This window comes from uncultured Fibrella sp. (assembly GCF_964250085.1).
GTDB lineage: Bacteria > Bacteroidota > Bacteroidia > Cytophagales > Spirosomataceae > Fibrella.
Map to the genome: position 1 here is coordinate 50,722 of NZ_CAXUEC010000008.1, position 22,234 is coordinate 72,955.

15 protein-coding genes are annotated in these 22,234 nt (G+C 54.4%); 8 read left to right on the forward strand and 7 right to left on the reverse strand.

Annotated features, from left to right (window positions below):
- Positions 1-41: 41 nt before the first annotated feature.
- Positions 42-1,232 (reverse strand): hypothetical protein, encoded by a 1,191-nt coding sequence (locus ACFE8Q_RS21825; protein ID WP_375447568.1) that lies wholly within the window; start codon positions 1,230-1,232, stop codon positions 42-44.
- A 241-nt stretch (positions 1,233-1,473) separates the two neighbouring features.
- On the opposite strand from ACFE8Q_RS21825, the gene ACFE8Q_RS21830 reads away from it, so the two are divergent.
- From ACFE8Q_RS21830 to ACFE8Q_RS21845, 4 genes are all read left to right on the forward strand, one after another.
- Positions 1,474-3,720: an ATP-binding protein gene (locus ACFE8Q_RS21830; RefSeq protein ID WP_375447569.1), complete on the forward strand. Its 2,247-nt coding sequence runs from the start codon at positions 1,474-1,476 to the stop codon at positions 3,718-3,720.
- 17 nt (positions 3,721-3,737) lie between these two features.
- Positions 3,738-4,448, forward strand: coding sequence for an MBL fold metallo-hydrolase (locus tag ACFE8Q_RS21835; RefSeq protein WP_375447570.1), 711 nt, complete (start codon positions 3,738-3,740; stop codon positions 4,446-4,448).
- A 272-nt stretch (positions 4,449-4,720) separates the two neighbouring features.
- A complete protein-coding gene (locus ACFE8Q_RS21840; protein ID WP_375447571.1) occupies positions 4,721-5,731 on the forward strand; it encodes an aldo/keto reductase in 1,011 nt (336 codons plus the stop codon).
- A gap of 67 nt (positions 5,732-5,798) precedes the next feature.
- Entirely contained in the window at positions 5,799-6,719 is a 921-nt protein-coding gene (locus ACFE8Q_RS21845) for a helix-turn-helix domain-containing protein (protein ID WP_375447572.1), read from the forward strand.
- 246 nt (positions 6,720-6,965) lie between these two features.
- On the opposite strand, the gene ACFE8Q_RS21850 is transcribed toward ACFE8Q_RS21845, so the two are convergent.
- Positions 6,966-8,687: a beta-xylosidase gene (locus ACFE8Q_RS21850; RefSeq protein WP_375447573.1), complete on the reverse strand. Its 1,722-nt coding sequence runs from the start codon at positions 8,685-8,687 to the stop codon at positions 6,966-6,968.
- A gap of 146 nt (positions 8,688-8,833) precedes the next feature.
- On the opposite strand from ACFE8Q_RS21850, the gene ACFE8Q_RS21855 reads away from it, so the two are divergent.
- From ACFE8Q_RS21855 to ACFE8Q_RS21870, 4 genes are all read left to right on the forward strand, one after another.
- Positions 8,834-9,181 carry an ArsC family reductase gene (locus ACFE8Q_RS21855; RefSeq protein ID WP_375447574.1) on the forward strand — a complete coding sequence of 116 codons (348 nt, stop codon included), beginning with the start codon at positions 8,834-8,836 and terminating at the stop codon, positions 9,179-9,181.
- 14 nt (positions 9,182-9,195) lie between these two features.
- A complete protein-coding gene (locus tag ACFE8Q_RS21860; protein ID WP_375447575.1) occupies positions 9,196-9,603 on the forward strand; it encodes a group III truncated hemoglobin in 408 nt (135 codons plus the stop codon).
- 85 nt (positions 9,604-9,688) lie between these two features.
- Positions 9,689-11,878 (forward strand): beta-galactosidase trimerization domain-containing protein, encoded by a 2,190-nt coding sequence (locus ACFE8Q_RS21865; RefSeq protein ID WP_375447576.1) that lies wholly within the window; start codon positions 9,689-9,691, stop codon positions 11,876-11,878.
- Positions 11,879-11,941: 63 nt separating this feature from the next.
- Positions 11,942-13,693: an L-lactate permease gene (locus tag ACFE8Q_RS21870; RefSeq protein WP_375447577.1), complete on the forward strand. Its 1,752-nt coding sequence runs from the start codon at positions 11,942-11,944 to the stop codon at positions 13,691-13,693.
- Positions 13,694-13,831: 138 nt separating this feature from the next.
- On the opposite strand, the gene mgrA is transcribed toward ACFE8Q_RS21870, so the two are convergent.
- From mgrA to ACFE8Q_RS21895, 5 genes are all read right to left on the reverse strand, one after another.
- A complete protein-coding gene (gene mgrA, locus ACFE8Q_RS21875) occupies positions 13,832-14,824 on the reverse strand; it encodes an L-glyceraldehyde 3-phosphate reductase (protein ID WP_375447578.1) in 993 nt (330 codons plus the stop codon).
- 74 nt (positions 14,825-14,898) lie between these two features.
- Complete coding sequence (locus tag ACFE8Q_RS21880; RefSeq protein WP_375447579.1) at positions 14,899-15,534, reverse strand: hypothetical protein; 636 nt, start codon at positions 15,532-15,534, stop codon at positions 14,899-14,901.
- Positions 15,535-15,584: 50 nt separating this feature from the next.
- Positions 15,585-16,742 carry a glycoside hydrolase family 26 protein gene (locus ACFE8Q_RS21885; protein WP_375447580.1) on the reverse strand — a complete coding sequence of 386 codons (1,158 nt, stop codon included), beginning with the start codon at positions 16,740-16,742 and terminating at the stop codon, positions 15,585-15,587.
- A 164-nt stretch (positions 16,743-16,906) separates the two neighbouring features.
- Complete coding sequence (locus tag ACFE8Q_RS21890; RefSeq protein WP_375447581.1) at positions 16,907-20,131, reverse strand: PQQ-dependent sugar dehydrogenase; 3,225 nt, start codon at positions 20,129-20,131, stop codon at positions 16,907-16,909.
- A gap of 136 nt (positions 20,132-20,267) precedes the next feature.
- On the reverse strand, positions 20,268-22,217 hold the full coding sequence (locus ACFE8Q_RS21895) for a sialate O-acetylesterase (protein WP_375447582.1): 1,950 nt from the start codon (positions 22,215-22,217) through the stop codon (positions 20,268-20,270).
- Between the last annotated feature and the right edge of the window lie 17 nt (positions 22,218-22,234).

The following is a 22,234-nucleotide window of genomic DNA, read 5'->3' on the forward strand; positions in this document are numbered from 1 at the left end:
GCGACAGGCTTACCGAGTGGCCAGCGTACCTAACCTGGCCGCTACGAATTCTCCCGATAAGGCAGGTTAAACAGGCTGTTCGGCTTCAGGTAGATATGATCGTTCCTGAAGTCGAGGATGGTGTTGAAGCGCTTCAGGAGGTCATTTCCGAAATAGTTGATTTCGAAATCGAGCGGGCGTTTGATGCCTAAGAGCATCGCGGGAACGCGAGAAAGCGCAAAGTCGCTGACGGTCAGGCCGGGTATGCGCACCACCCGGGTTTGGTACTTCACGCCGCGCGGGTCTGTCAGGGCCAATTTTCTGATGAGGGGCAATTCAGTCGGAATGTGCCGGGCAGCCAGCCAGGCACTGTCGAGAATCATGGCACTGTCGGCGCCGGTATCCAGAAGAAACTTGCCTTTGTAGCGTCTGGCGGCGATGGTTAGCGTGCCATCCATGCACACGAACGACCGGATGAAGTCGATTTTTGATCGGGTGTAGCCGCTGATATGTTTGGGCATCGACGAATGGATGATGAGCAGCCCTTTATCATAATCGATTTCTACGGCTTTGCCTTCAAACAGGTTCCAGCCAAAGCGGCCGTCCATGTCGTGGGCGGCTAGTCCCGTTACCACCACGGTTGGGTTGGTCCAGATTGATTTACCCATCTGTAGCGTCACGACCGTTTCCCGTCTGGTGAAATCTGGCTGGGCTTTCCCCGCCACGGCGTCGGGCTGGCTGGCCAGTAGTTTCGTTCGCTTCAGGATGGCTTCCTTCGTTAACCGGAAATCAAACGAACCAATGTCGAAATACAGGCTGACGGTATCCCGGCGGTTGATGATCGCTTTGACATGAATGGTGTTATAGGCCGTCAGCACAAACGGAATGGTATCGTGGGTGCGTTTGGCGCTGGGTACGTTCCGGTCGGGTGGAATGGCGCTGGCGATCCGGGTGAAGCAGGAATCTTTCCCGTTCAGGAGCACAACAAAATCGAAGGTGGAACCCGGTTTTACCTTCACCCGAATGGAGTCGATGTCGGTGTAGAACGTGACCCATTTCGGCTGCCGGGTCCGGTCGGCGGTGAACACGTCAGGCCTGATTTTTGGTGAAAGCGACCAGGCATTTTTGTCTAGAAATGCCCCGTCACGAATTGCCACGCGGCTCGATGTGGCCTGTATAACCGGCGGTAGCTTCGATTGGCCGAAACCGACCTGTGCCAGTAGCAAGGCAAGGATAAAAGGGAAGCATCTCATCGGGAATGGGCCGGGACTTAGTGAATGGCCCGGTGAAGATACACGTCAATCTGTTCACGCCTGGCCTTGTGCTACGTATAGCTTAGTCGAAATTCCTAGTAGGGGAACATACTTAATGGGGTAATGGGAAATGACTAACGTGATGTTGCTGTTTCTTCGTTGTATAACCACGGCTTTTGACCTTATATTTATATTTGTTAATACGTTGTAGTCTACCTGCCGCTTATCCATCTATACTGTTGTGACCAGTCTTTTTTCGCCTGATATTCACCAGACTGCTTTTGCCAGAAAAGCTATGCTGGTGCTTGAGTTCAGTCAACAACCCAAGCCCCGGTTTACGGTCAGGCAAGCTACTATGGTTGGGCAGGCGCTCGTTAATGGCTTTCCGGCTTCGCTGATCGGTGCTGCCCTGGACGACTTACCGCTGCCTTTCAGTTCGCCCGAACTGACGAGACACCTTTATAAAACGCTTCAGCTTGGCATTTCCACCCAATTTCTGCTTGAGGAGCCTTGTTTGCCAGCCATCTCGCCTTGTCGGTATACCTGCCAGTTGATACAAATCGATGCGCAACAACTGGTGCTGTCGATGGACCTGCTTGAGCCCGAAAAACCACTGTCGTTGGAAAACGTGGTTGAAACAATGCCCGCGGGACTTATTGTTTTTCGCGCAATCCGGGATGATGACCAGGCAATCGTTGATTTTCAGGCAATCCTCTGTAATCAGTTTGGAGCAGATGTGGTTGGGCAAAGCCGCGAGGTTATCCTGACTCAGCCCATCAGCCAGCGGTACGAGAATATGAAAGAGTATGCCTTCTTTCATCAGTATGTGGCTGTCGTAGAAACGGGACAACCGCACCACCAGTTATTGCACCTGCCAACGCTGAATCTCTGGCTCGACGTGTCGGTGGTGAAATACGGCGACGGCATGCTGGTTTCGTTTCAGGATGTTACAGTTGGGCAGCAAACGGCATCGCTGCTGACCAGCGTAATAAACAGTTCGCCGGCAGCGGTTCGGTACTACGAAACCATTCGTGACGCATCCGGCCAGATCATTGATTTTCTTACCAGCACGGGGAATGAACTGGAGGCATACCGCTCCTTCCGGCCTTATCCGTCTACCGTTGGGCGACGGATGCTGGACCTGTACCCGCAGCTAAAAACGACCGGCACATTTGCCAGGTACGTTGCCGTGGTTGAATCGGGAACGAGTGACCGTTTTGAGATCATACACCAGACCGGTTCGCAAACGACCTGGTTCGACTGTACGGCTGTAGCGCATGGCAACGGGTTTGTACTCACGACCCTGGATATAACTCCGTTGAAGCGTTTGCAGCTCGACCAGCAGCGACAAGCCGAACTACTCACGGGGGTTCTCGACAGTTCTGCCAGCAGCATTATTGTGCTGGACCCGCTCTATGATGAAGATCGCCAACTCACGGATTTCAAAGTCAGCCTGGCAAACCCGGCTACGGAGACGCTGTTTGCCCGGTTTGTCGGCCCGGATTTCAGGCACGAAGCGATGCAGAACCAAACGATGAGGACACTTTTCCCCGCCGTTCGGGAGCGCGATCTGTTCAGGGCCCTGGTCGCTGTTGTAGAAACGGGACAACCCATACATCAGTCAATCGATTATCCGCAGATGAGGATTGCCTACGATTATGCGATTACACCGTTCCAAACGGGTGTACTGATGATCACGACCGATATTACACCCATTCGGGCGTACCAGCAGCAACTTGAAGCGAATAATGCCGCATTGAGTCGCTCGAATGAATACTTACAGCAATTTGCCTACGTAGCCTCGCACGACTTGCAGGAGCCGCTTCGCAAAATTTATTCGTTCGGCGATCTGCTGCTGAAGCAATACACGGATTTGTTCGACGATACGGGCCGGGATTTACTCCAGCGGATGCAGAACGCGGCCATGCGGATGCAAACGCTAGTGAAAGACCTGCTCGACTACTCGCGCCTGACAACGATGGAAGCATCCTTTGATCCAGTGTCCCTTCAAACGCTGCTTCAGGATACGTTCGACGATCTGGAAACGACCATCCGGGAGACAAACGCCACGATTAAAGTGAACGGTGACGAGCTACCCACTCTGCCCGGCGATAAGACACAACTCAGGCAGCTTCTCCAGAATCTGCTTGCCAATGCGCTCAAGTTTACCAAGCCTGGCCAGCCGCCTCAGGTACGTATCACGGTCGAGTTGCTCAGGCCGGACCAACTCCCGCAACCGGTTCACCCTATTGGCAGTCGGCAGTGGGTAAGCCTTCAGGTTGCCGATCAGGGGATTGGGTTCGATGAGGCATACCAGGAACGAATTTTTGACCTGTTTCACCGGCTACATGGCCGCAGCAAATATACCGGAACGGGCATCGGGCTGGCTGTGGTGAAGAAAGTAGTGGAGAATCATCACGGTCTGATCACCGCGCACAGCCAATCCGGAGCTGGCGCTACCTTTACCGTTTATCTACCGCTTGCCTAACCAGTTTATTGCGCAGTATGGCAACCATGATCCAAGTAACGGCCTCGCTCTACCAGATCAGTCTGGGTGTGGTCAATGTCTTTATCCTCAAAGACAAGGCCAACGGACTAACCCTAATCGATACGGGCTATAAAGGTAGTAGTCAGCCAATTCGTGCGGCTATTCGCCAGGCGGGGGCAGACCCGGCGTCGATAGAACGGATTATACTGACCCATTGCCACCCCGATCATGCGGGTAGTGCGGCGGCCCTTAAAGAAGAACTGGCCATTCCGGTCTGGGCATTTGAACAGGATGTGTCACTACTCGAAAGAGGCATTGCCGGCGAAACGCCCATTCACCTGTCGCCGGGGGTGATTAACTGGGTAATCTATCACCTGTTCATCAAACGGGGAAGCAGTGCCATCGATCCCGTTGTGGTTGATCGGCCATTGACCGACCAGGAGGTGCTGCCCATTGCGGGCGGACTTCAGGTGATTCATACGCCGGGGCATAGTAGTGGCCATATCGCCCTGTGGCTGAAACAGGAAGGCGTATTGATTGCCGGTGACCTGTGCGCCCACGTAATGAGTCTGGATTTTAGTACGGTCTACGAAGACAGGGCTTTGGGTGTGAAGAGTATACTGGATGTAGCCCGGCTACCTTTCGACAAAGCTGTATTCGGTCATGGTCGGCTACTGGCACCGAATGCCAACCAGAAGCTGATCGCCAAATTCCGGCGCTATCAATAGCGTCATGCTAATGGCAGCAGCAATTCATGCACGACCTATTTCTCAACAAGCAACTGGTAGCAAAATAATACGTTCATCTTCCACCGCATCTCCAGGGCACTTATTGCTACCATACCGCGAAGCTGACTGCACACGGCTGGTTTACTGGCCCGGCAATCTGCTACACGCCCTCATTCTGGATACAACCATACGGGGTTCGGCTACTTTTTGGCCCGTGTGCTTACTGACCTTTGCAGAGTCGAAATAAGACGCACACAGAACAAAAAGAGACAATGAACAGTATTCCAAAAACAACATTGGGTAGTCAGGGGCTGGTGGTTCCGTCCATCGGACTTGGCTGCATGGGCATGACCCAGATTGCCGGGGCTGATATTTACGGTAAATCTGACGAAGCCGAAGCGATCGCTACCATCCACCGCTCGCTCGAACTGGGCGGGAACTTCCTGGATACGGCTGATCTGTACGGACCTCTTCACAACGAACGGCTGCTGGCTAAAGCCATTAAAGGGAACCGCGATCGGTACATTATTGCCAGCAAATTCGGTTACGAGATCGACGATTCCGGTGATCTGACGTGGCAAATCAACGGTCGGCCCGACTACGTGAAGAAAGCCATCGAACGATCGCTGAAAAACCTCGGCACCGACTACATCGACCTCTATTACCTGCACCGGCTAGACACCGCTACGCCCATTGAAGACACCGTTGGCGCAATGGCCGACCTGGTAAAGGAAGGTAAGATCGGCTATATCGGCCTGTCGGAAGTGGCGCTGGATACCGTAAAGCGCGCCCATCAGGTTCACCCAATCACCGCCGTTCAAACTGAATATTCACTGTTTGAACGCAACCCCGAAGAGCTGGGTACGTTGCCGGGTCTTGCCGAACTGGGTATCGGTTTCGTAGCGTATTCGCCGCTGGGTCGTGGCTTCCTGTCAGGCGACATCACCAGCCCGGATGATTTTCCGGCCGACGATTTTCGTCGCAGTATTCCCAAGTTTCAGGGCGAGCAATTCCAGAAAAACATTGAGTTGGTACGCGCCATTAAAGCAATGGCCAGCGCGAAGAACATTACGCCGTCGCAGCTTGCCATTGCCTGGGTATTGGCAAAAGGGGCGTTGCCCATTCCGGGCACCAAGCGGGTCAGGTACGTTGAGCAGAACATCGCCGCAACCAACATCACGCTGACGCCCGATGAACTGGAACGCCTGGAAGCCATTGTTCCGTTAGGGGTATCAACAGGCGACCGCTACGATGCCGTGAGTATGAGCATGGTTGATAAATGACTGTAACACGGGCTTCAGCCCGTTTTTGTAGTAAATAAAAACGGGCTGAAGCCCGTGTTACGTTTTTATGAAAAAAGAAGCCAATCACCCCTACGTCATCGAGTCTGTTTCTGACCTGCACCGGCTGATGCAACTGCCGAAACCGGCCCATCCGCTGGTGAGCGTGATTGATCTGAGCGACGTCAACTGCCGGATCGATGAAGCTATTCAGAGCCTGGTTTACAACTTCTATTCGATCTGTATCAAGAAGAATTTCACGGGCAAGCTGAAGTACGGACAGAACTACTACGATTTCGATGAGGGGGTGATGACCTTTTTTTCGCCCGGTCAGGTGATCTCGACCGAAACCCCCGACGACATGGCAATTTCGGGCTGGTGGCTGGTGGTGCATCCCGATTTTATTCGCCATCACGCACTGGCCAAACGCATGACCGAGTACGGTTTTTTCTCGTACGCCGTCAACGAAGCGCTACACCTGTCGGATAAGGAAGAGGCACTGATCAAGTCCATCATGCTGAACATCGCGCAGGAATACCACGCGCCAATCGACGGCTTCAGCCAGGACGTCATGCTGTCGCATATCGACCTGCTACTCAATTATTCAAATCGGTTTTATAACCGCCAGTTCATCACCCGCAAGCACGTCAATAATGACTTGCTGACGAAGCTGGAAACGATTCTGACGGACTATTTCGACAGCGAAAAGGTGCAGGAACTGGGCCTGCCGACGGTGCAATACCTGGCCGATCAACTCTCGGTTTCGCCAACGTACCTGAGCGACATGCTGCGCTCGCTGACCGGCCAGAGCACCCAGCAGCATATTCATAACAAGCTGATCGAAAAGGCAAAAGAGAGCCTGACAACCACCTCGTTATCGGTCAGCGAAATAGCCTACCGCCTCGGTTTCGAGTACCCCCAATCGTTCAGCAAGCTGTTCAAAAGCAAGACCAGCGTTTCCCCGCTTGAGTTCAAGCACTCGTTCAATTAGTAAGCTGCTCGTCGCATAGCGACTAGTCGCTTCTGCAAAATTTAGTCTGATCTCTTGACGATGAGAGCTGATGCTTTCGACACGTCAGCGCGTTGATATCAAGAAAAAGCATACTATTCGACATCAACGAGTCCGTCATATTAAGTTTTAGCCTAAAATTTAACATGACGGACTCGTTGATGTATAGCTGCTTAATATGAAGGACAGCTTTATGTATGATTCTATTCAAAAACTTAACATCAATCCCTACTTCCACGTCACTCTCAAGAGCGATACGCCCTGACGGGGTAAAGCAAAAGAAAGCGTCGCGTTGCCGTTGGTGACACGTACCTGTTCGGGCGCCGACAGCGTCTGAAGTTGACCGGCTTTTTCTAACTCTGCGACCTGGCTGGCGGTTGGTGCTTTGGGCGATCCCATCTTTTTCCAGACTTCATACGAATTGCTATGCTGCTGGTCGATGCGGTAATGGTGCACGGTGGCTGTTTTGGCCGGAATCCCTGTCAATTGCACCGAAACTGGCGCGTCGGGCGCAGGTACGTTGTCGTCGTGGTAGTGCCAGACCATCACCGCCGCCGACTTCGCATCTTTACTCGCCAATGCGTTGATGTCGGCTTCGGCCCGCACACTTTCGTCGCGCACACGGGCGTAATCGTAAGCCAGTTTGCTGGTGACTTCGACCCGGTTGGTGGGCATCATGCCGAACATGCGGAACACGTTCAGCACTGGCTTGTCGACGCCGTTGGTCGCCAGGTCGCGGAAGCCGCGAAACCAGGCCTGATCTTCGAACTCGAAGGCCCAGGTAACGGCTCCCGCCAGATTCACGCCCCGCGCCTTGGCCAGATCATACTTCCGGGCAAAGGAAGCCGCCGTGTAGCTCGAATACATGGTGCCATTCCGGTAGGCATTCTGCGGACTCATGTCTTCGGAACAGGCCGCGCAACCTTCCGGGTCTGACTCGCCAATGATGATTGGTAAGTTTTTCAGGCTCGGATAAGACGCCACCACCTCAAAGCCCTTGTCGATGTCGCGCAACTGCGTGCCCATGTTCATCTGCACATGCCCATCGACCACTTTGGGCGACCCTTTGGCGTGGAACGTGATGAAATCGAGGGGGACGCCGGGCTTTCCGGTTACGGCATTGGTGCCGTTCACCACGTGGTCCATGAACGCTTTAAAGAACGTGTAGGCACCTTTGCTGCCTGGCCCCGTCACTTCGGGGCCACCGATTTTGGCCGTTGGCAAGGCCCGTTTAACGGCATCGGCGGTGTAATCGTACAGTTTGATGTATTCCTCGGTCGTGCCTTTCCAGTAGCTGATGTTCGGCTCGTTCCATAGCTCCCAATACCAGCTTTCCACCTCTTTTTTGCCGTATTTCTGCACCGAGTGCGTCACCCACTGATACACCAGCTCGCTCCATTTATTGTAGTCTTTGGGCGGGTAGGCCCACCCCAGATAAATGTCGTTGTAGTTGTCGCCGGGCTTCCAGTGGTGGCGGTAGGGTTGCGGATGCGTGGAGAGTGCTTCGGGCATGAAACCGATCTGGGCAATGGGCTTCATGCCGCGCTGGATGAACGTATCGAAAATTTTGTCGACGATCGTCCAGTCGTAGATTGGGTTGCCTTTGGCGTCTTCGGTATAGGCGTTGGTTGAGCCCCATTTCAGGGCCGCCTCGCCATCGCCGGTGACCAGCAGGCTATGCACGCGCACGTTCACAGGTACGTTGCTCAGCTTCGAAATCTCGGTCAGCAACTTTTTACCGTCTTTCATGTAGGTATAGTTCGGCTCGTCGTAGCCAAACCAGGCCCAGATCGGTGTTAGCGGCCCGTTGCTTTTGGTTAAATCAACGTTGATCTGAACGGGCTGTCCGGGACTGGGTTGGGCCAGGCTGTCGGTATGGCTAACGAGGCCGTAAGCGCAAATCAGAAAGGTGGCAATCAGAAGCCGACTGCGTGTAATGTGTTGACTCATAAAGGGTAGGATTTGAAAAGTAAGCTGAACTGAGTATGGCTGATCGGAAATGAGCGCGTTTCCCGACATCGAAAGCCGACACTTACGCTATTCTCATAGCCACCCGTCAGCCTAAACCGGTATTTTTGTGAAATTAACCCAGTCTCATGTATACCCTCTACGCCATTCCAAATTGTGATACTGTGAAAAAAGCCCGCGCCTGGCTGGCCGCAAGCGGAATCGCCTACCAGTTCCACGACTATAAAAAGCAGGGAATCGACCGGGCCACGATTGAGCGATGGCTGACGCAGAAAAGCTGGGAAGAGCTCGTTAATCGGGCGGGGGCTACCTGGAAAAAACTGGCCGATGCCGATAAGCCGACCGATACCGAAGGAGCCATTGCGCTGATGCTCGAAAAAACGTCGGTCATTCGTCGCCCGCTCATTGAATCAAACGGCCAGATCGTTGCGTTAGGATTTAAAGCCGATGACTACGCTACTACGTTTGCTGCGTAGTTTGGCCTTTACCGATGATACAGGATACGCCAAAACAACTGCTCGATTCACCGGAAGCTGTTCGGCTACTGGTGAACTCGTTTTACGAAAAAGTCCAGGTCGACCCGCTGATCGGCCCCATTTTTATGGACGTGGCGGAGGTGGACTGGGCGAGTCACCTGCCCAAAATGTATGCCTTTTGGGAGTCGCTCATTCTGGGCAACGGAGCCTACAATGGCCATCCATTTCGCCCCCATCTGCTGGTCAATCAGCAGCAGCCGCTTCGTATCGAGCATTTTGAACGCTGGCTGACACTTTTCTCTGCTACGCTGACGGAACATTTCACGGGCGAAACGGCCGAACAGGTACGTCAGCGTGCCATTCAGATTGCCTCGGTTTGGAATCATAAGCTCGAATACATCAACGGCCCGGTCACTGACTAGCAACTGAAGCCCGGCCACGTGAAGCACATAGGCAACGGGTAAAAATCAGGTACGTATCGCTTGCATGATTCAGTTGGCAGGCGATATGAAACGAAGAGAATTTATCAGAAATGCCGGGCTTATTGGTAGTACTCTCGCGTTGACAGGTCCGTCGGCGCTGGCAACGTCGTTACCACTGGCCAGCCCTGGCGACAATGCCGGCGCGTACTGGCTCGATGGGCCGATGCGCTGGGCGCAACTTGCTTTTGTAGAACGCGACCCCGGCCATTACGACCCCGATTTCTGGCTCGCCTATTTCAAACGTATTCATGCCGACGGGGCGCTGCTCAGTGCCGGGGGGGTAGTCGCCTTCTACCCGACCAACATTCCGCTCCATCACCGAAGCGACTTTCTGGGTAACTCCGATACGCTGGGTGATCTGGTCGACGGCTGTAAAAAGCAGGGCATGAAAATCATGCTCCGCACCGATCCGCACGCTGCCCGGCAAGACATGTACGAGGCCCACCCCGACTGGATTGCCGTTACCGCCGACGGGCAACCACGGCGGCACTGGGCTAATCCGGCGTTGTGGGTGACCTGTGCGCTGGGGCCGTATAACGCGGAGTTTATGACCCGGGTGAACGGTGAAATCATGGATCGCTACCAGCCCGAAGGGATTTTCTCCAACCGCTGGGCGGGCCATGATATTTGTTACTGCGAGCATTGTATCCGCAATTTCAACGCCGCTACCGGCCTCGGCCTTCCCCGAAAAATTGACCGCCTCGACCCTACTTACCGCCAATGGACCGACTGGCGCATGAAGTGTCTTCGCAGTGTGTGGGCCCTGTGGGATTCGGAGATTCGTAAGAAACGACCCGCTTCCCGCTTCATTCCGAATGGCTTTCCCGACAAAATCGTGACGGGTCGCGAAGCCGATCTGTTCTTCGCTGACCAGCAGGCCCGGCGTGGGCTGATGGCTCCCTGGGCCAATGGAAAAGGGGCAAAAGAACTCCGGTCAACGCTCGGGATGAAGCCACTGATCGGCATCTTCAGCGTGGGTATCGAAGAAGAGTTTCGCTGGAAAGATTCGGTACAGAGCGATGCCGAAATCCGTATCTGGGTGGCCGAAGGAACCGCCAATGGTATGCGCCCATGCTTCGTGAAATTTGGCGGCGATATCTACGATAAGCGGTGGATGGAGGCCGTAGCGACGCTGTATGAAGGCTACCACAAAAACGAAACGTACCTGCGTAATACGGCATCACTGGCCCGCGTTGGGGTTGTCTATTCTGAACAGACCGATCGTAATTACGGTGGTAAACCCTGGCAGCAGAAAAGCAGCGACCACCTCGACGGTATGTACCACACATTGGTAGAAAGCCGTATTCCGTTCGATATGGTGAATGACCGCCTCTTGTCGCCCGATGATCTGAGCCGGTTCAAACTGCTGATCCTGCCCAATATTGCGGCGTTGTCTGATGCACAATGCAATCAGCTTCGGGCGTTTGTCGACAGGGGCGGGAGTGTGGTTGCCACATTCGAAACCTCGCTGTATGACGAAGAAGGCAACCCCCGCGCTGACTTTGGCCTGGCCAGTCTTTTCGGTGTGTCGTATGGCGGGAAGGTGGAAGGTCCGATGCGAAACAGTTACCTGCAACTTCGCCACGACGTAACCAACAAGCAGACAACGCAAATTCTGAAGGGGCTGGCCAATACGCCGCGCATCATCAACGCCATTCACAAAGTCGATGTGACCCCCACGGGTACGTTCCCCAGCCCGGTCACGCTCATACCGACGTACCCGGACTTGCCGATGGAAGATGTGTATCCGCGTGTATCTGAAACCAACACGCGGGAACTGTACATGCGGCAAGCCGGCAAGGGCCGGGTCGCCTACATTCCCGGCGATCTGGACCGTTCTTTCTGGCAGTTGATGGCCACTGATCACGGCCAGTTACTGCGTAATGTCATTGAGTGGGCGCTCGACGAGGCCCCCGTTGTGGTCGTAACGGGGCCGGGCGTCATCGACGTTACCGTGTGGCAACAGGCAACCACGATGACGGTTCACCTGGTGAATCTCACCAATCCGATGATGATGAAAGGGCCTTTCCGGGAACTGATTCCCGTTGCCGCCCAGGTGACGATTCAGGTTCCGGCAGGCGCTACTGTTAAGGCGGCCAAGCTGCTGATGAGCGGGCAGAAACTCCCTTTCGCAGTGACGAATGGCAAAATAACGGTGAACGTACCCAGGATTCTGGACCACGAAATCGTCGCCCTGGATTTAGCAGTCCTATAAGGTTTTTGAAATAGTATAGGTTTAATGAGCTAGCTATTAGTGCTTTGGAAACTCCCTCCTTTCATGATCTGGAAACAAGTTATTGACCCGTTCAACAACCTCGCGGTATCGGTTCTGGTGGCGTTGGTGCCCATCCTGTTCATCTTCTGGGCACTGATTATTCGGAAAATGAAAGGGTATCAGGCCAGTCTGATCGCGATGGGAATTGCCATGCTGATAGCCGTAACAGTGTATGGCATGCCCATGAAGCTGGCCCTGTTATCGGCGGTTCACGGCGCGTTGTACGGTCTGTTTCCTATTTGCTGGCTGGTGATCATGGCCGTTTTCCTGTTCAATATCACCGTAAAAAGTGGACAGTTCGAGATCATCAAGCACGTGATGGCTTCAATCACGGCCGACCGGCGCTTGCAGGCGTTGCTCATCGCCTTTTCGTTTGGCTCGTTTTTGGAAGGAACCGCCGGTTTCGGCGCGCCCGTCGCCATCACGGCGGCCATGCTGGTCGGCTTGGGGTTTAATCCGCTCTACGCGTCTGGTATTTGCCTGATTGCCAACACGGCTCCGGTGGCGTTCGGCTCTATCGGTATTCCCATCACAGTGGCCTCGCAGGTGTCGGGCATTGCCGAAATGCCTATCTCGCAGATGGTGGGCCGAACGTTACCGATCCTGTCGTTGATGCTGCCATTTTACCTGGTGAGCCTCATTGCCGGTGTCAGAAAAGCGTGGGAAGTTGGTCCGGCAGTGCTGGTGTCGGGGTTGTCGTTTGCGTTGCTGCAATACGCGTCGTCCAACTTTCTGGGCCCCGCCCTGCCCGATGTCATCGCCGGTTTAGGGTCAATCGTTTGCCTGCTGGTGTTGCTTCGTTTCTGGAAACCAAAAACCATCTGGCGGTTTGCCAACGAATCAACTGCTACGGTCAACACCACAATTCGCTACAAAACCGGGCAGGTTATCCGGGCGTGGTCGCCATTTATCGTGCTGACGATTATCATCATTGCCTGGGGATTACAGCCAATCAAAGACGTACTGAACTCAGTTGGTATGGTCCAGTTTGAATTCCCCGGACTCCATAACGCCATCGTCGGTGGCGAAGGAAAACCACTGGCCCGAATTTTTAAAGTAAACTACCTCTCTGCGGCCGGAACCGCTATTTTGCTGGCGGTGCTCATCGCCATTCCGCTGGTTGGGTTAACGTATCGCGAGGGGGTAAAGGTGCTTGGCGAAACGTTGAACCAGTTAACATTTCCGATCCTGACCGTGGCGGCAGTATTGGGATTTGCCTACATCGTCAACGATTCGGGCATTACGCTCACGCTGGCGGCGGTGCTGGCGAGTACAGGTGTTTTCTTTCCTTTTTTTGCGCCTGTATTAGGTTGGCTGGGCGTATTCATCACTGGCTCCGACACGTCGGCCAATGCCTTGTTCAGCAAACTACAGTACGCCACGGCGCAATCCATCGGCGTTGATCCGGTGGTGACAGTGGCGGCGAATGTGTCGGGTGGCGTTGTGGGCAAGATGATTTCGCCACAGTCGATTGCCGTGGCGGCGGCGGCTGGTAATCTGGTGGGTCAGGAGGCGCAACTGTTCCGGTTCACGGTGAAACACAGCTTCATTATGCTGATCGTTATCTGCTTCATCACGCTCGCTCAGGCGTATGTAATCAAGTGGGTTATCCCCGTTTATGAGCAAGCTTCGAGCATAAAAGTCGCCGCTCTTCCCGATCTGGCAAAGGGCTATACGTACCTGACCGTGCTGGCCATGCTTCTTGCTGCGCTGGCGGCAGGTGTGTTGGTAAAGAAGCGTTCTGTGACGACGTAAGGATGTATGTTGCTTCGCGAGGCAGGCCCTTCGACAGGCTCAGGGTGACACTCCCACTCAAGTTCGTCATGAACATCATGATGTGAGTTGTCACCCTGAGCCTGTCGAAGGGCCTACTTCGCGAAGCAGCATACATCCTTACGCAGCCGGAATAATCGACTCAATTGTTGCTAGTTCGTCGTCGCTAAACGCCAGATTCTCCAGCGATTTCAGCGAGTCGGCAAGTTGCTCGGGACGGCTGGCTCCGACAAGTACGGAGGTGATGCGTGGATCTTTTAGCAACCAGGCAATCGCCATCTGGGCCAGCGTCTGCCCGCGTTGCTGCGCCAGGTCGTTTAGCCGACGAATCATGTCCAGCGTTTCGGGCGTTAGCTGCTGCTTGCTCAGCGACCCGTTTTTCGTGGCTCGTGAATTGGCCGGAACACCTTTCAGGTATTTGTCTGTCAGCAGCCCCTGCGCAAGTGGCGAGAACGGAATACAACCCACGCCTTCCTGCCCAAGCACATCGAGCAGCCCGTTTTCAACCCATCGATCAAGCATCGAATAGCGCGGCTGGTGAATCAGACAGGGCGTACCCAACTGCTTCAGAATGGCAATGGCCTTGGTTGCTTCGGCGGGCTTGTAATTCGATAACCCCACGTACAACGCCTTGCCCTGCCGAACGATGTGGTCGAGGGCGTTCATGGTTTCTTCCAGCGGCGTGTCGGGGTCGGGGCGGTGGTGGTAGAAAATGTCCACGTAGTCGAGTTGCATCCGTTTCAGGCTTTGGTCAAGGCTGGAAATCAAATATTTACGGGAGCCGAAATTGCCGTATGGCCCTTCCCACATGTCGTAACCGGCTTTGGAGGAAATGATCAGCTCATCGCGGTAGCCCTGGAAATCCTGATGTAGAATGGTGCCGAAGTTTTCTTCCGCCGAGCCCGGTGGCGGCCCGTAGTTATTGGCCAGATCGAAGTGGGTAATGCCCCGATCAAAAGCCAGCCGGATCATCTGACGGCTATTTTCGAGCGTATCGACATGACCGAAATTTTGCCACAGACCCAGCGAAATGGCGGGTAACACCAGCCCGCTGCGCCCGCAACGGCGGTACGGTATCGATTGGTAACGGGTTGAATCAGGAAGGTAAGGCATGGGTTAGTTGATCCGTTTTATGTAGCTTTCGATGATGTGTCAGGTACGTTGCCGAGAGGAAAAGATAAGGCTGGCTACCTGTCTATCTTTACGTTACTTACTGTTGCAGACTCGATTTTGGCGGGGTTGTGCGAGCAGATAAACAGCCCGACGGTGACGTTATCGGCCAGATTGGCCATACCGTGGCTCCCAACGAGTTGCAGCGGTTCTCCTTTTTTAGCGGCCCGCATGGTGTAGGTGGTGCCTTTGCGCTCAAGCTGCACCGTTTGTACGTTTTTTTCGGGAAAGAAAATTTCATCCTCCGGGTCGCGCATGGCGTCGCCTTTGGCCACGCGCCACTGCAACACAGTCAGCCCATCGCCGTGAAGGACCGCGCTCAGGTGAGAGGCGTCGTCGTCCATCGACTCGCGCACCATCCAGCCAACTTTCCGGTGTGGATCAGTGCCTGCACCAACAAACTCAAAATCGGCGGTAGCGGTGAAATCGTCCTTCATCGTTTTGAAAAGGTACTGGAACTCGTCGCGTTTGAACCAGATATTGTAGCCGGAGCCCGTCAGCGTGTACGCCTTTGCTTTTTTATCGTATTGCGATGAACCCGCCAGTTTTGGGTTGCCAATATCCTGGCTGTTTTTGAAGTCGCCGATACGTTTGGTTGGCGCGAAGCCAACCAGCAACGCAATAGCCAGCAGGGCGGTTAAAGTCGTTTTCATGGGGAGGTGGTTACTGGTTTATGTGTTGGGTACGTTCCCTGACAACGTACTTAAAAAAACAACAGCTTTTTCCGGCGGTAAACGTGGTGAAGGTCGGTTTCAAACAGCGTATACGGGTCCTGATAAAACTGCATGAAGTCGGCTACACTGGCCTGGCCGGGGTAGGGGGCGTAGAAGTGCGTTTTGCTGCGTGCATCGTTGCGCCAGACAAGCACGTAAGCCAGCTTCATTTTCTCGGCTTTCAACGCTTTCAGCAGCGTGTTTGTCCACCAGGTTGTGTCGGGAATCGACTCCAGGCCGGTTTCGGTAAAAGCCGCCAGCTTACCCGCTTTTTCGGCGTAATCCGACACGATCTTGAGCTTGGCAATGCCCACCTGCACGTTGTATTTTCCGTCGCGGCCAAAATCGGCGTAGTTATCCACGCCTACCATATCCACCCACTGGTTGCCGGGGTAGCGGTCCAGGTATTGCGCCTCCGTTTTAAAAATGCAGTCGGGCGAAAACGTGTAGATGAAGTTATGCACCTGCAGGCTGTCGCGCAGGTACGTTACCGTGAATTGCCACAGTGCGGTGAAATCCTCCTTCGAGCAGTGCGGTTTACCCCACCAGAACCAGCCGCCGTCGAACTCGTGGTAGGGCCGGAACAGCATCGGGACCAGCTTGCCATCGGCACCTTTTGTTGTGTTGGCCAGATCGCCAACGGTCTTCAGAATATCCTTGTACTGCTGATGGTGAGACCCGCCCGGAATGAGATTGGCTACTGCCGGAGCCGACACCGAATCCTTCCAATAGAATCCTGTCTTCGGGGTCACTGGATTTGAAAAGTGCCAGGCAACGGTCGTTACGCCACCCCGGTCATACGTCGCCGCAATCTGCTTCCGCAGCGACGCTTTGGTACGTTCAATCGCCTCGGGCGGACGACCCGATAGCCCACTGAAATCGACGCCAATTACCGCCGGGTGCGATCCGCTCACCGATTTTACATCCGACCGGTCAGCGTCGCCCGTCCAGCCGTGGCCGTATTCGGTAGCGTGCTGATGCCCGAACATAATGTGCTTCCGAGACAGCTTACTCAGGTTATGATACAGCGCCTTTGTTTCTTTTGTCGCGTGCTGATCAATGAGTTTAGGCTTCGGTGTTGCCTGGCCAACGCTGGCCGTAAGCAGGCAAAGAAGGAGAGGAAACTGAGTAAGGGGATTGATACGCATTGATTGATAAAGAGAAAGTTTTCTATAAAGTTGCTTACGCACGCTTCACCCCCAACCCGAAACGTCGGACCGCCCTGAAGGGGGCCACTGCGCTGCAACATAACGTCGCGGAGCTTTAGCCCCTTTCAGGGCGGTCCGACGTTCCGGGTTGGGGGCAAAACCTTCTACTGTCCCGTTACCGACGATGAATTGTCTTTTTTGAAGAGAATCCAGTCGACGAGGAGCAGGTTTTTGTCTTTGATTTCGTCGTTACGAAAAACAAGATACAGGTCATGCAGCCCATTGGCGGGAGCGATCGGTGCCGTAACGGTTTGCCAGGCAGGGCCTTTTCCGCCCGTGGGTGCGTTGGCGGCTGATACCGTAACCGTTCCTAACAGCTTGCCCGTTGGCGACTGGGTACGTACCTCGATGCGCCCGCCACGACCCGAAGCAGCGGCGGCATTGAATGCCAACTCGCCAATCGTGGTCAGGTCGACGCCCTTGAAGGCGATGAATGAACCGTCTTTGATGTCGCCAACCCAGCTTTTATTGCTGCCATCTTCGTGCTTCCGGTCAACGCCCGTGCCTAGCTCATACGCCTCGGCCTGAACGCGTGGGTTACGCAGAATGAGCAGTTTACGCCCTGTCAGCGGGCCGGTAACGGGGTTGCCTTTGTCGGTGTAGCTGGCCGAAATAACGTAACTACCCGTTTCGCTGCCCGTGTGCTGCGTCAATGGGTACGTTCCTTTCAGGGGAAGGCTTTTAGGTGCGGCGTCGGTCAGCGAGAGGATGTAGCGGACCATTTCGCCCGTTTCGGCTTCGGTATGCTGGGGGTGCGCCGACATCACGTTTTTGCCCCAGTTGCCGTTGCCGCCAGTAATGATCTTCTTCGCCAGCATATCAACCGCCGATTCACCCGCCGGATGGTACCGCTTTGACACTTCCATCAGGGCGGGTCCGATCGACTTGGCGCTCATGGCGTGGCAGGCTTTGCAGTCGCTGTTGGTCAGCAACTCCTTGCCGCGCAGGTTCTTCACCGACCCGTCGCTGTTCTGATTCGACGTCAGCAGGGCGAGGTCCTTGCCTTCGGCGAGGTAGTCGACCGCAAATTTCACCTGCTTCGGCGTGATGCCTTTGGCTAGCGTGCCATCTTCCTTGTCTTTTACCGACACGGTGTAGGCCAGCGGCGTTTTGTCGAAATAGAAGCTGCGGTTACCTTTCAAGGCCACGTCGACCTGCGGCATTTCGTTGCCTACTTTGATGGTCAGTTCGGTGGTCGCTTTTTGCCCTTCGGCATCCGTAACGGTCAGTTTAGGGTGATATGTGCCGGCTTTTGCGTAGGTGAACGAAGGCGCTACCGCCGCCGATTTCTGGCCGTTGCCCGACTCCCACAGGTACGTTAGCTTGTCGCCCCGGTCATAATCGAACGACTCTTTCGCCGATAGCACTGCCGTTAATGGAGCCGCGCCAACAGTTTTCGATACGTTCACTTTCGCCACCGGGCGGCGGTTACCTTCCGTGTATTCAATGCGGATCAACTGCGAATCGGGGTTGCGGGCGAAGTAGTTCATACCATAGGCCAGCACGTACATGGCCCCGTCTTTGCCGAACTTCATGTCGATGGGCTTCGATACAAACGACGTAGGCAGGAACGATTCGATCTGCCGGAGGTCGCCGTTATCCGCGTAGGTCAGCACCTTAATCCAGTTGCGGGCCCATTCGTAGATGAACTGTTTGTTGTTGTAGTAAGCGGGCAATTTCACCGCCGATTTGTACTCGTCAGCGTAGTAAAACGGCCCGGCCATGGCTGACCGTGAACCGGTGCCCAGCATTGGAAACTCCGTCGATTTGTCGTACGGATACCAGATCATGGCTTTCTGCGCAGGAGGCAGGTTTTTCGCGCCGGTGTTATTCGGCGAGTCGTTGATGGGCTGATCGGGATTATACAGTGCGCCGACTTTGTTGGTGGCGAAATCGAATTTAGCGTAGGGCTTGTTGTCACCCACGAAATACGGCCAGCCGAAGTTGCCCGGTTTCCGCGCCTGATTCCATTCGTCCTGGCTTTTCGGGCCACGTTCGCTCGCTACACCGCCATCGGGACCAACGTCGCCCCAATATAGGAAGCCGCGCTTGTCGACCCAGATGCGGTAGGGGTTCCGGGCACCCATCACGTAAATTTCAGGCTTGCCTTTCGATCCGTCTTTGGGAAAGAGATTACCGTCTGGAATGGTATACGAACCGTCGGTTTCGACGTGGATACGCAGAATTTTACCACGCAGATCATTGGCGTTGCCCGACGATTTCTGCGAGTCGAACGGCGCACGACCCGGCCGTTCGTCGAGCGGTGAAAATCCGTCTGATTCTTTCGAACTGGTGTTATCGCCGGTTGACAGATACAGGTTTCCGTCGGGGCCGAAATAAACGTTCCCTGCCGAGTGGCAGCAGGTTTCGCGCTGAACGGGCACCTGCATCACAATCTTCTCCGAACTCATGTTCAGGCTGTCGCCGGTAAAAACAAACCGCGACAGGTTTTGCACGGGCTTCGAGCCAACCGGTGAATAGTAGAGGTAGACATAGTGGTTCTGGTCGAATTTCGGGTCCAGTTCCATACCCAGCAGGCCGTCTTCGTAGTTACCCGTGATATGAACGGGCAACTTGTTGATCGTTTTCGTGGCTTTGGCGGTTGGGTCATACAGCTTGATCATGCCCTTTCGCTCCACAAAGAGTACACGCCCATCCGACAGCACTTCCATCTCGATCGGCTCGTCCATATATGATTCGAGGATGGTCGACGTGAAGCGGTTTTCTTCCGGTACCCGGTTCGAATGGGCGTCGCGGTAGTTGAGCGCTTTGCCTTCCTGAATGAATGTAACGCCCTCCATCAGCGACTTCGCCAGACTTTCATCGGCAAAGCCATTCGCACCTGTGGTCATGTAGAACACCCGGCCGCCATCAAACGGTTTTCCAATAGAAAACGGAGCCTGGGCGGGCTGAATCTGGTTGGCCGCCAGCATATCCTGATACCAGGCCCACTGGTATTTGGTGAAGCCCGGCGTGTTGATGAAACCCAGTCCACCGCCCGCCTGCACGAACCGTTCGACGTCGGCCTGCTGGTTGGTGAAGAGCACATCCTGCGACGTGTTCAGAAAAATTACGGCCCGGTAATTCTTCAGCGAATCTTCAGCGATGTAGTCGCCGTTTGTGGTCGTGTCAACGTCGATACCTGCTTTCTCGGCGAGGGTCATCAACGTACCTGCCGCCGCTGCCGCCGATTGTTGATTGTCAACGTTTTTCGAGAAGATCAACACCTTGTCGGCCTTCTTGTTGGTCCAGCTCATCAGCAGCACAAGCAGCAACGCGCTGAATGCCGGGGCGATGAGGGAACGGGTTGAGTTTTTATAGGTAGTCATAAGTTGACAGGGTAATTGGTTGGTATTGGTTTTTTCTGACAGGATTAACATGATTTACAGGATTTTCCTCTGCGCTTACTTGAATCGCCAGAGCAAAAGAAATCTTGTAAATCATGTTAATCCTGTCAAAAAAATATCAGTCAAACTTAGCCTGCGCTGTTACGCCGGGCCAGGTATCGGTGCGGAACGAGTTGGCTGGTAGACCATCGGAATTGAACAGGTTCGCTTCGTCCGGTGAGTCAGCCCAGGCGTACCTAACGGCAACAGGTTTGGGTACGTTAGGGTGCGAAATAATAACCGTATTGCCCTTTATTTCCGCCTTGGCGTAGTAAAACACCTTATCATCACCGGCTAGCTCGAAGCCTTTCAGGTAGCCGTATTTGTCTTTTGCCACCAGCCCGCTAGCCGTGTGTTTGAACGAAACAATAGCTTTGTCGCCCTCGAATTTTACCCCGTCATACATCGGTGAACTGTAGTTAACGGCCTGGCCGTAATCGAATTTGAGCGCGTTCAGGGCTAATCGGTGGCCAACATCCTGCTTGTTGGTCGGGTGAATATCTTTCGGATTACCCACGTCGGTAATCACGGCCATACCGGTCTTTGGCAGACTAAGCGTCATGGTTTGGGCTTCGCGCAGTTCGGCCCAGCCGCTGCCCTGATTGCTGCTGTTATTGGCCCCGTAGTTGGCTAGCTGCACAAAATAGAACGACATGTCCTGCCCGAATTTCGTCCGCCAGTCGGTAATCATCAGCGGAAACGACTGCCGGTATTGATACGACCGACCGGCGTTGGTTTCGCCCTGATACCAAAGCACGCCACGCATGGCCATTGGCTCCAGCGGGGCAATCATGGCGTTATAGATGCTGATCGCTACGTTGTTCATGAACCGTTTATACTCGTGCTTTTCGGCAAACGCAGGCATGAGCCGCCATTCGCCGCCCAGGCTTATTCGTTGCAGCGGGTCCTCTACATACAGATCGGCGGCCGATCCTTTCAGACCTACACCGTACCAGGCTGGATTGACCATATTGCCGAGCTTCAACACCAGTTTGTTCTCCCCGGCTTTCCACGTACCCGCCGGAATGGTTAGTTTCCGCACACCCTGCACGGTGCCTTCAGCAACCAGCTTTCCGTTGATGTACACCTGGGTTGGGCTGTCGTTCTCGGCCAACGCAAGGGTCGTTTGTTCAGTAGCCATCTCGTCGGGCAACGTCACGGTTTTAGCCATGTAGCCTTGCCCCATAAAGCCGCGCATGTCTTTCCACTCCCACTGCCCGATGGCGTCCGATTTGCGCCAGCCAGCGAAATCATAGCTGGGATCGAGGTATCTTGCTTCGTCGGCGACGGTCAGGTTGGCTGGCATTTGTAAATTCTTGCGCAGTTTAGCGTCAACAAGGCTATCGGCAGCTTGCCAGTTGGTGGGCAGGTTCTGAATCGTAGGGCGCAGTTCGTCGTTGCTCATCATGCCCTCTTTGCTAATCCAGCCCTCTACCTGCGAACCACCCCAGGATGAGTGTACCAGGCCTATCGGGATGTTCAGTTTCTGGTACAGTTCGCGGGCGAAGAAGAAACCAACGGCCGTAAAGTTGCCGACCGTTTCAGCCGATGCCAGTTGCCAGTTCCCCGCTTTTAGTTCGGACTGTGGTGTCAGGGCCAACTCATGCTCAACCCTAAAATGCCGGATCTGCGGGAAATTGGCGTTCTTTTTTTCCTTGGCGAAGTTATCCGACTGTTTCACGGTGAACTCCATATTCGACTGGCCGGAGCAGAGCCACACTTCACCAATCAGCACGTCGCTGGCACTGGCCGACCCCGATTTTGCCGTGGCCGACAGCGTGTGCGGCCCCCCCGCTTCAAGCGGCGTAAACCGAACCAGCCATTTGCCTGTATCATCAGATTTGACCTGTTGGGTTTGTCCGGCCAGCGTCACTTTTACCGCCTCACGCGGCCTGGCCCATCCCCACACCGGAATTGGTTTCTGCCGTTGGAGCACTACATGATCTGTAAACAGCCGTGCCATACGTACCTGACCGAAGCTGGTGACGCTGGTGAGGAGGAAAAGGAAGAGAGAAAAACGGGTTTTCATTTTTTGGGGAGGATGGG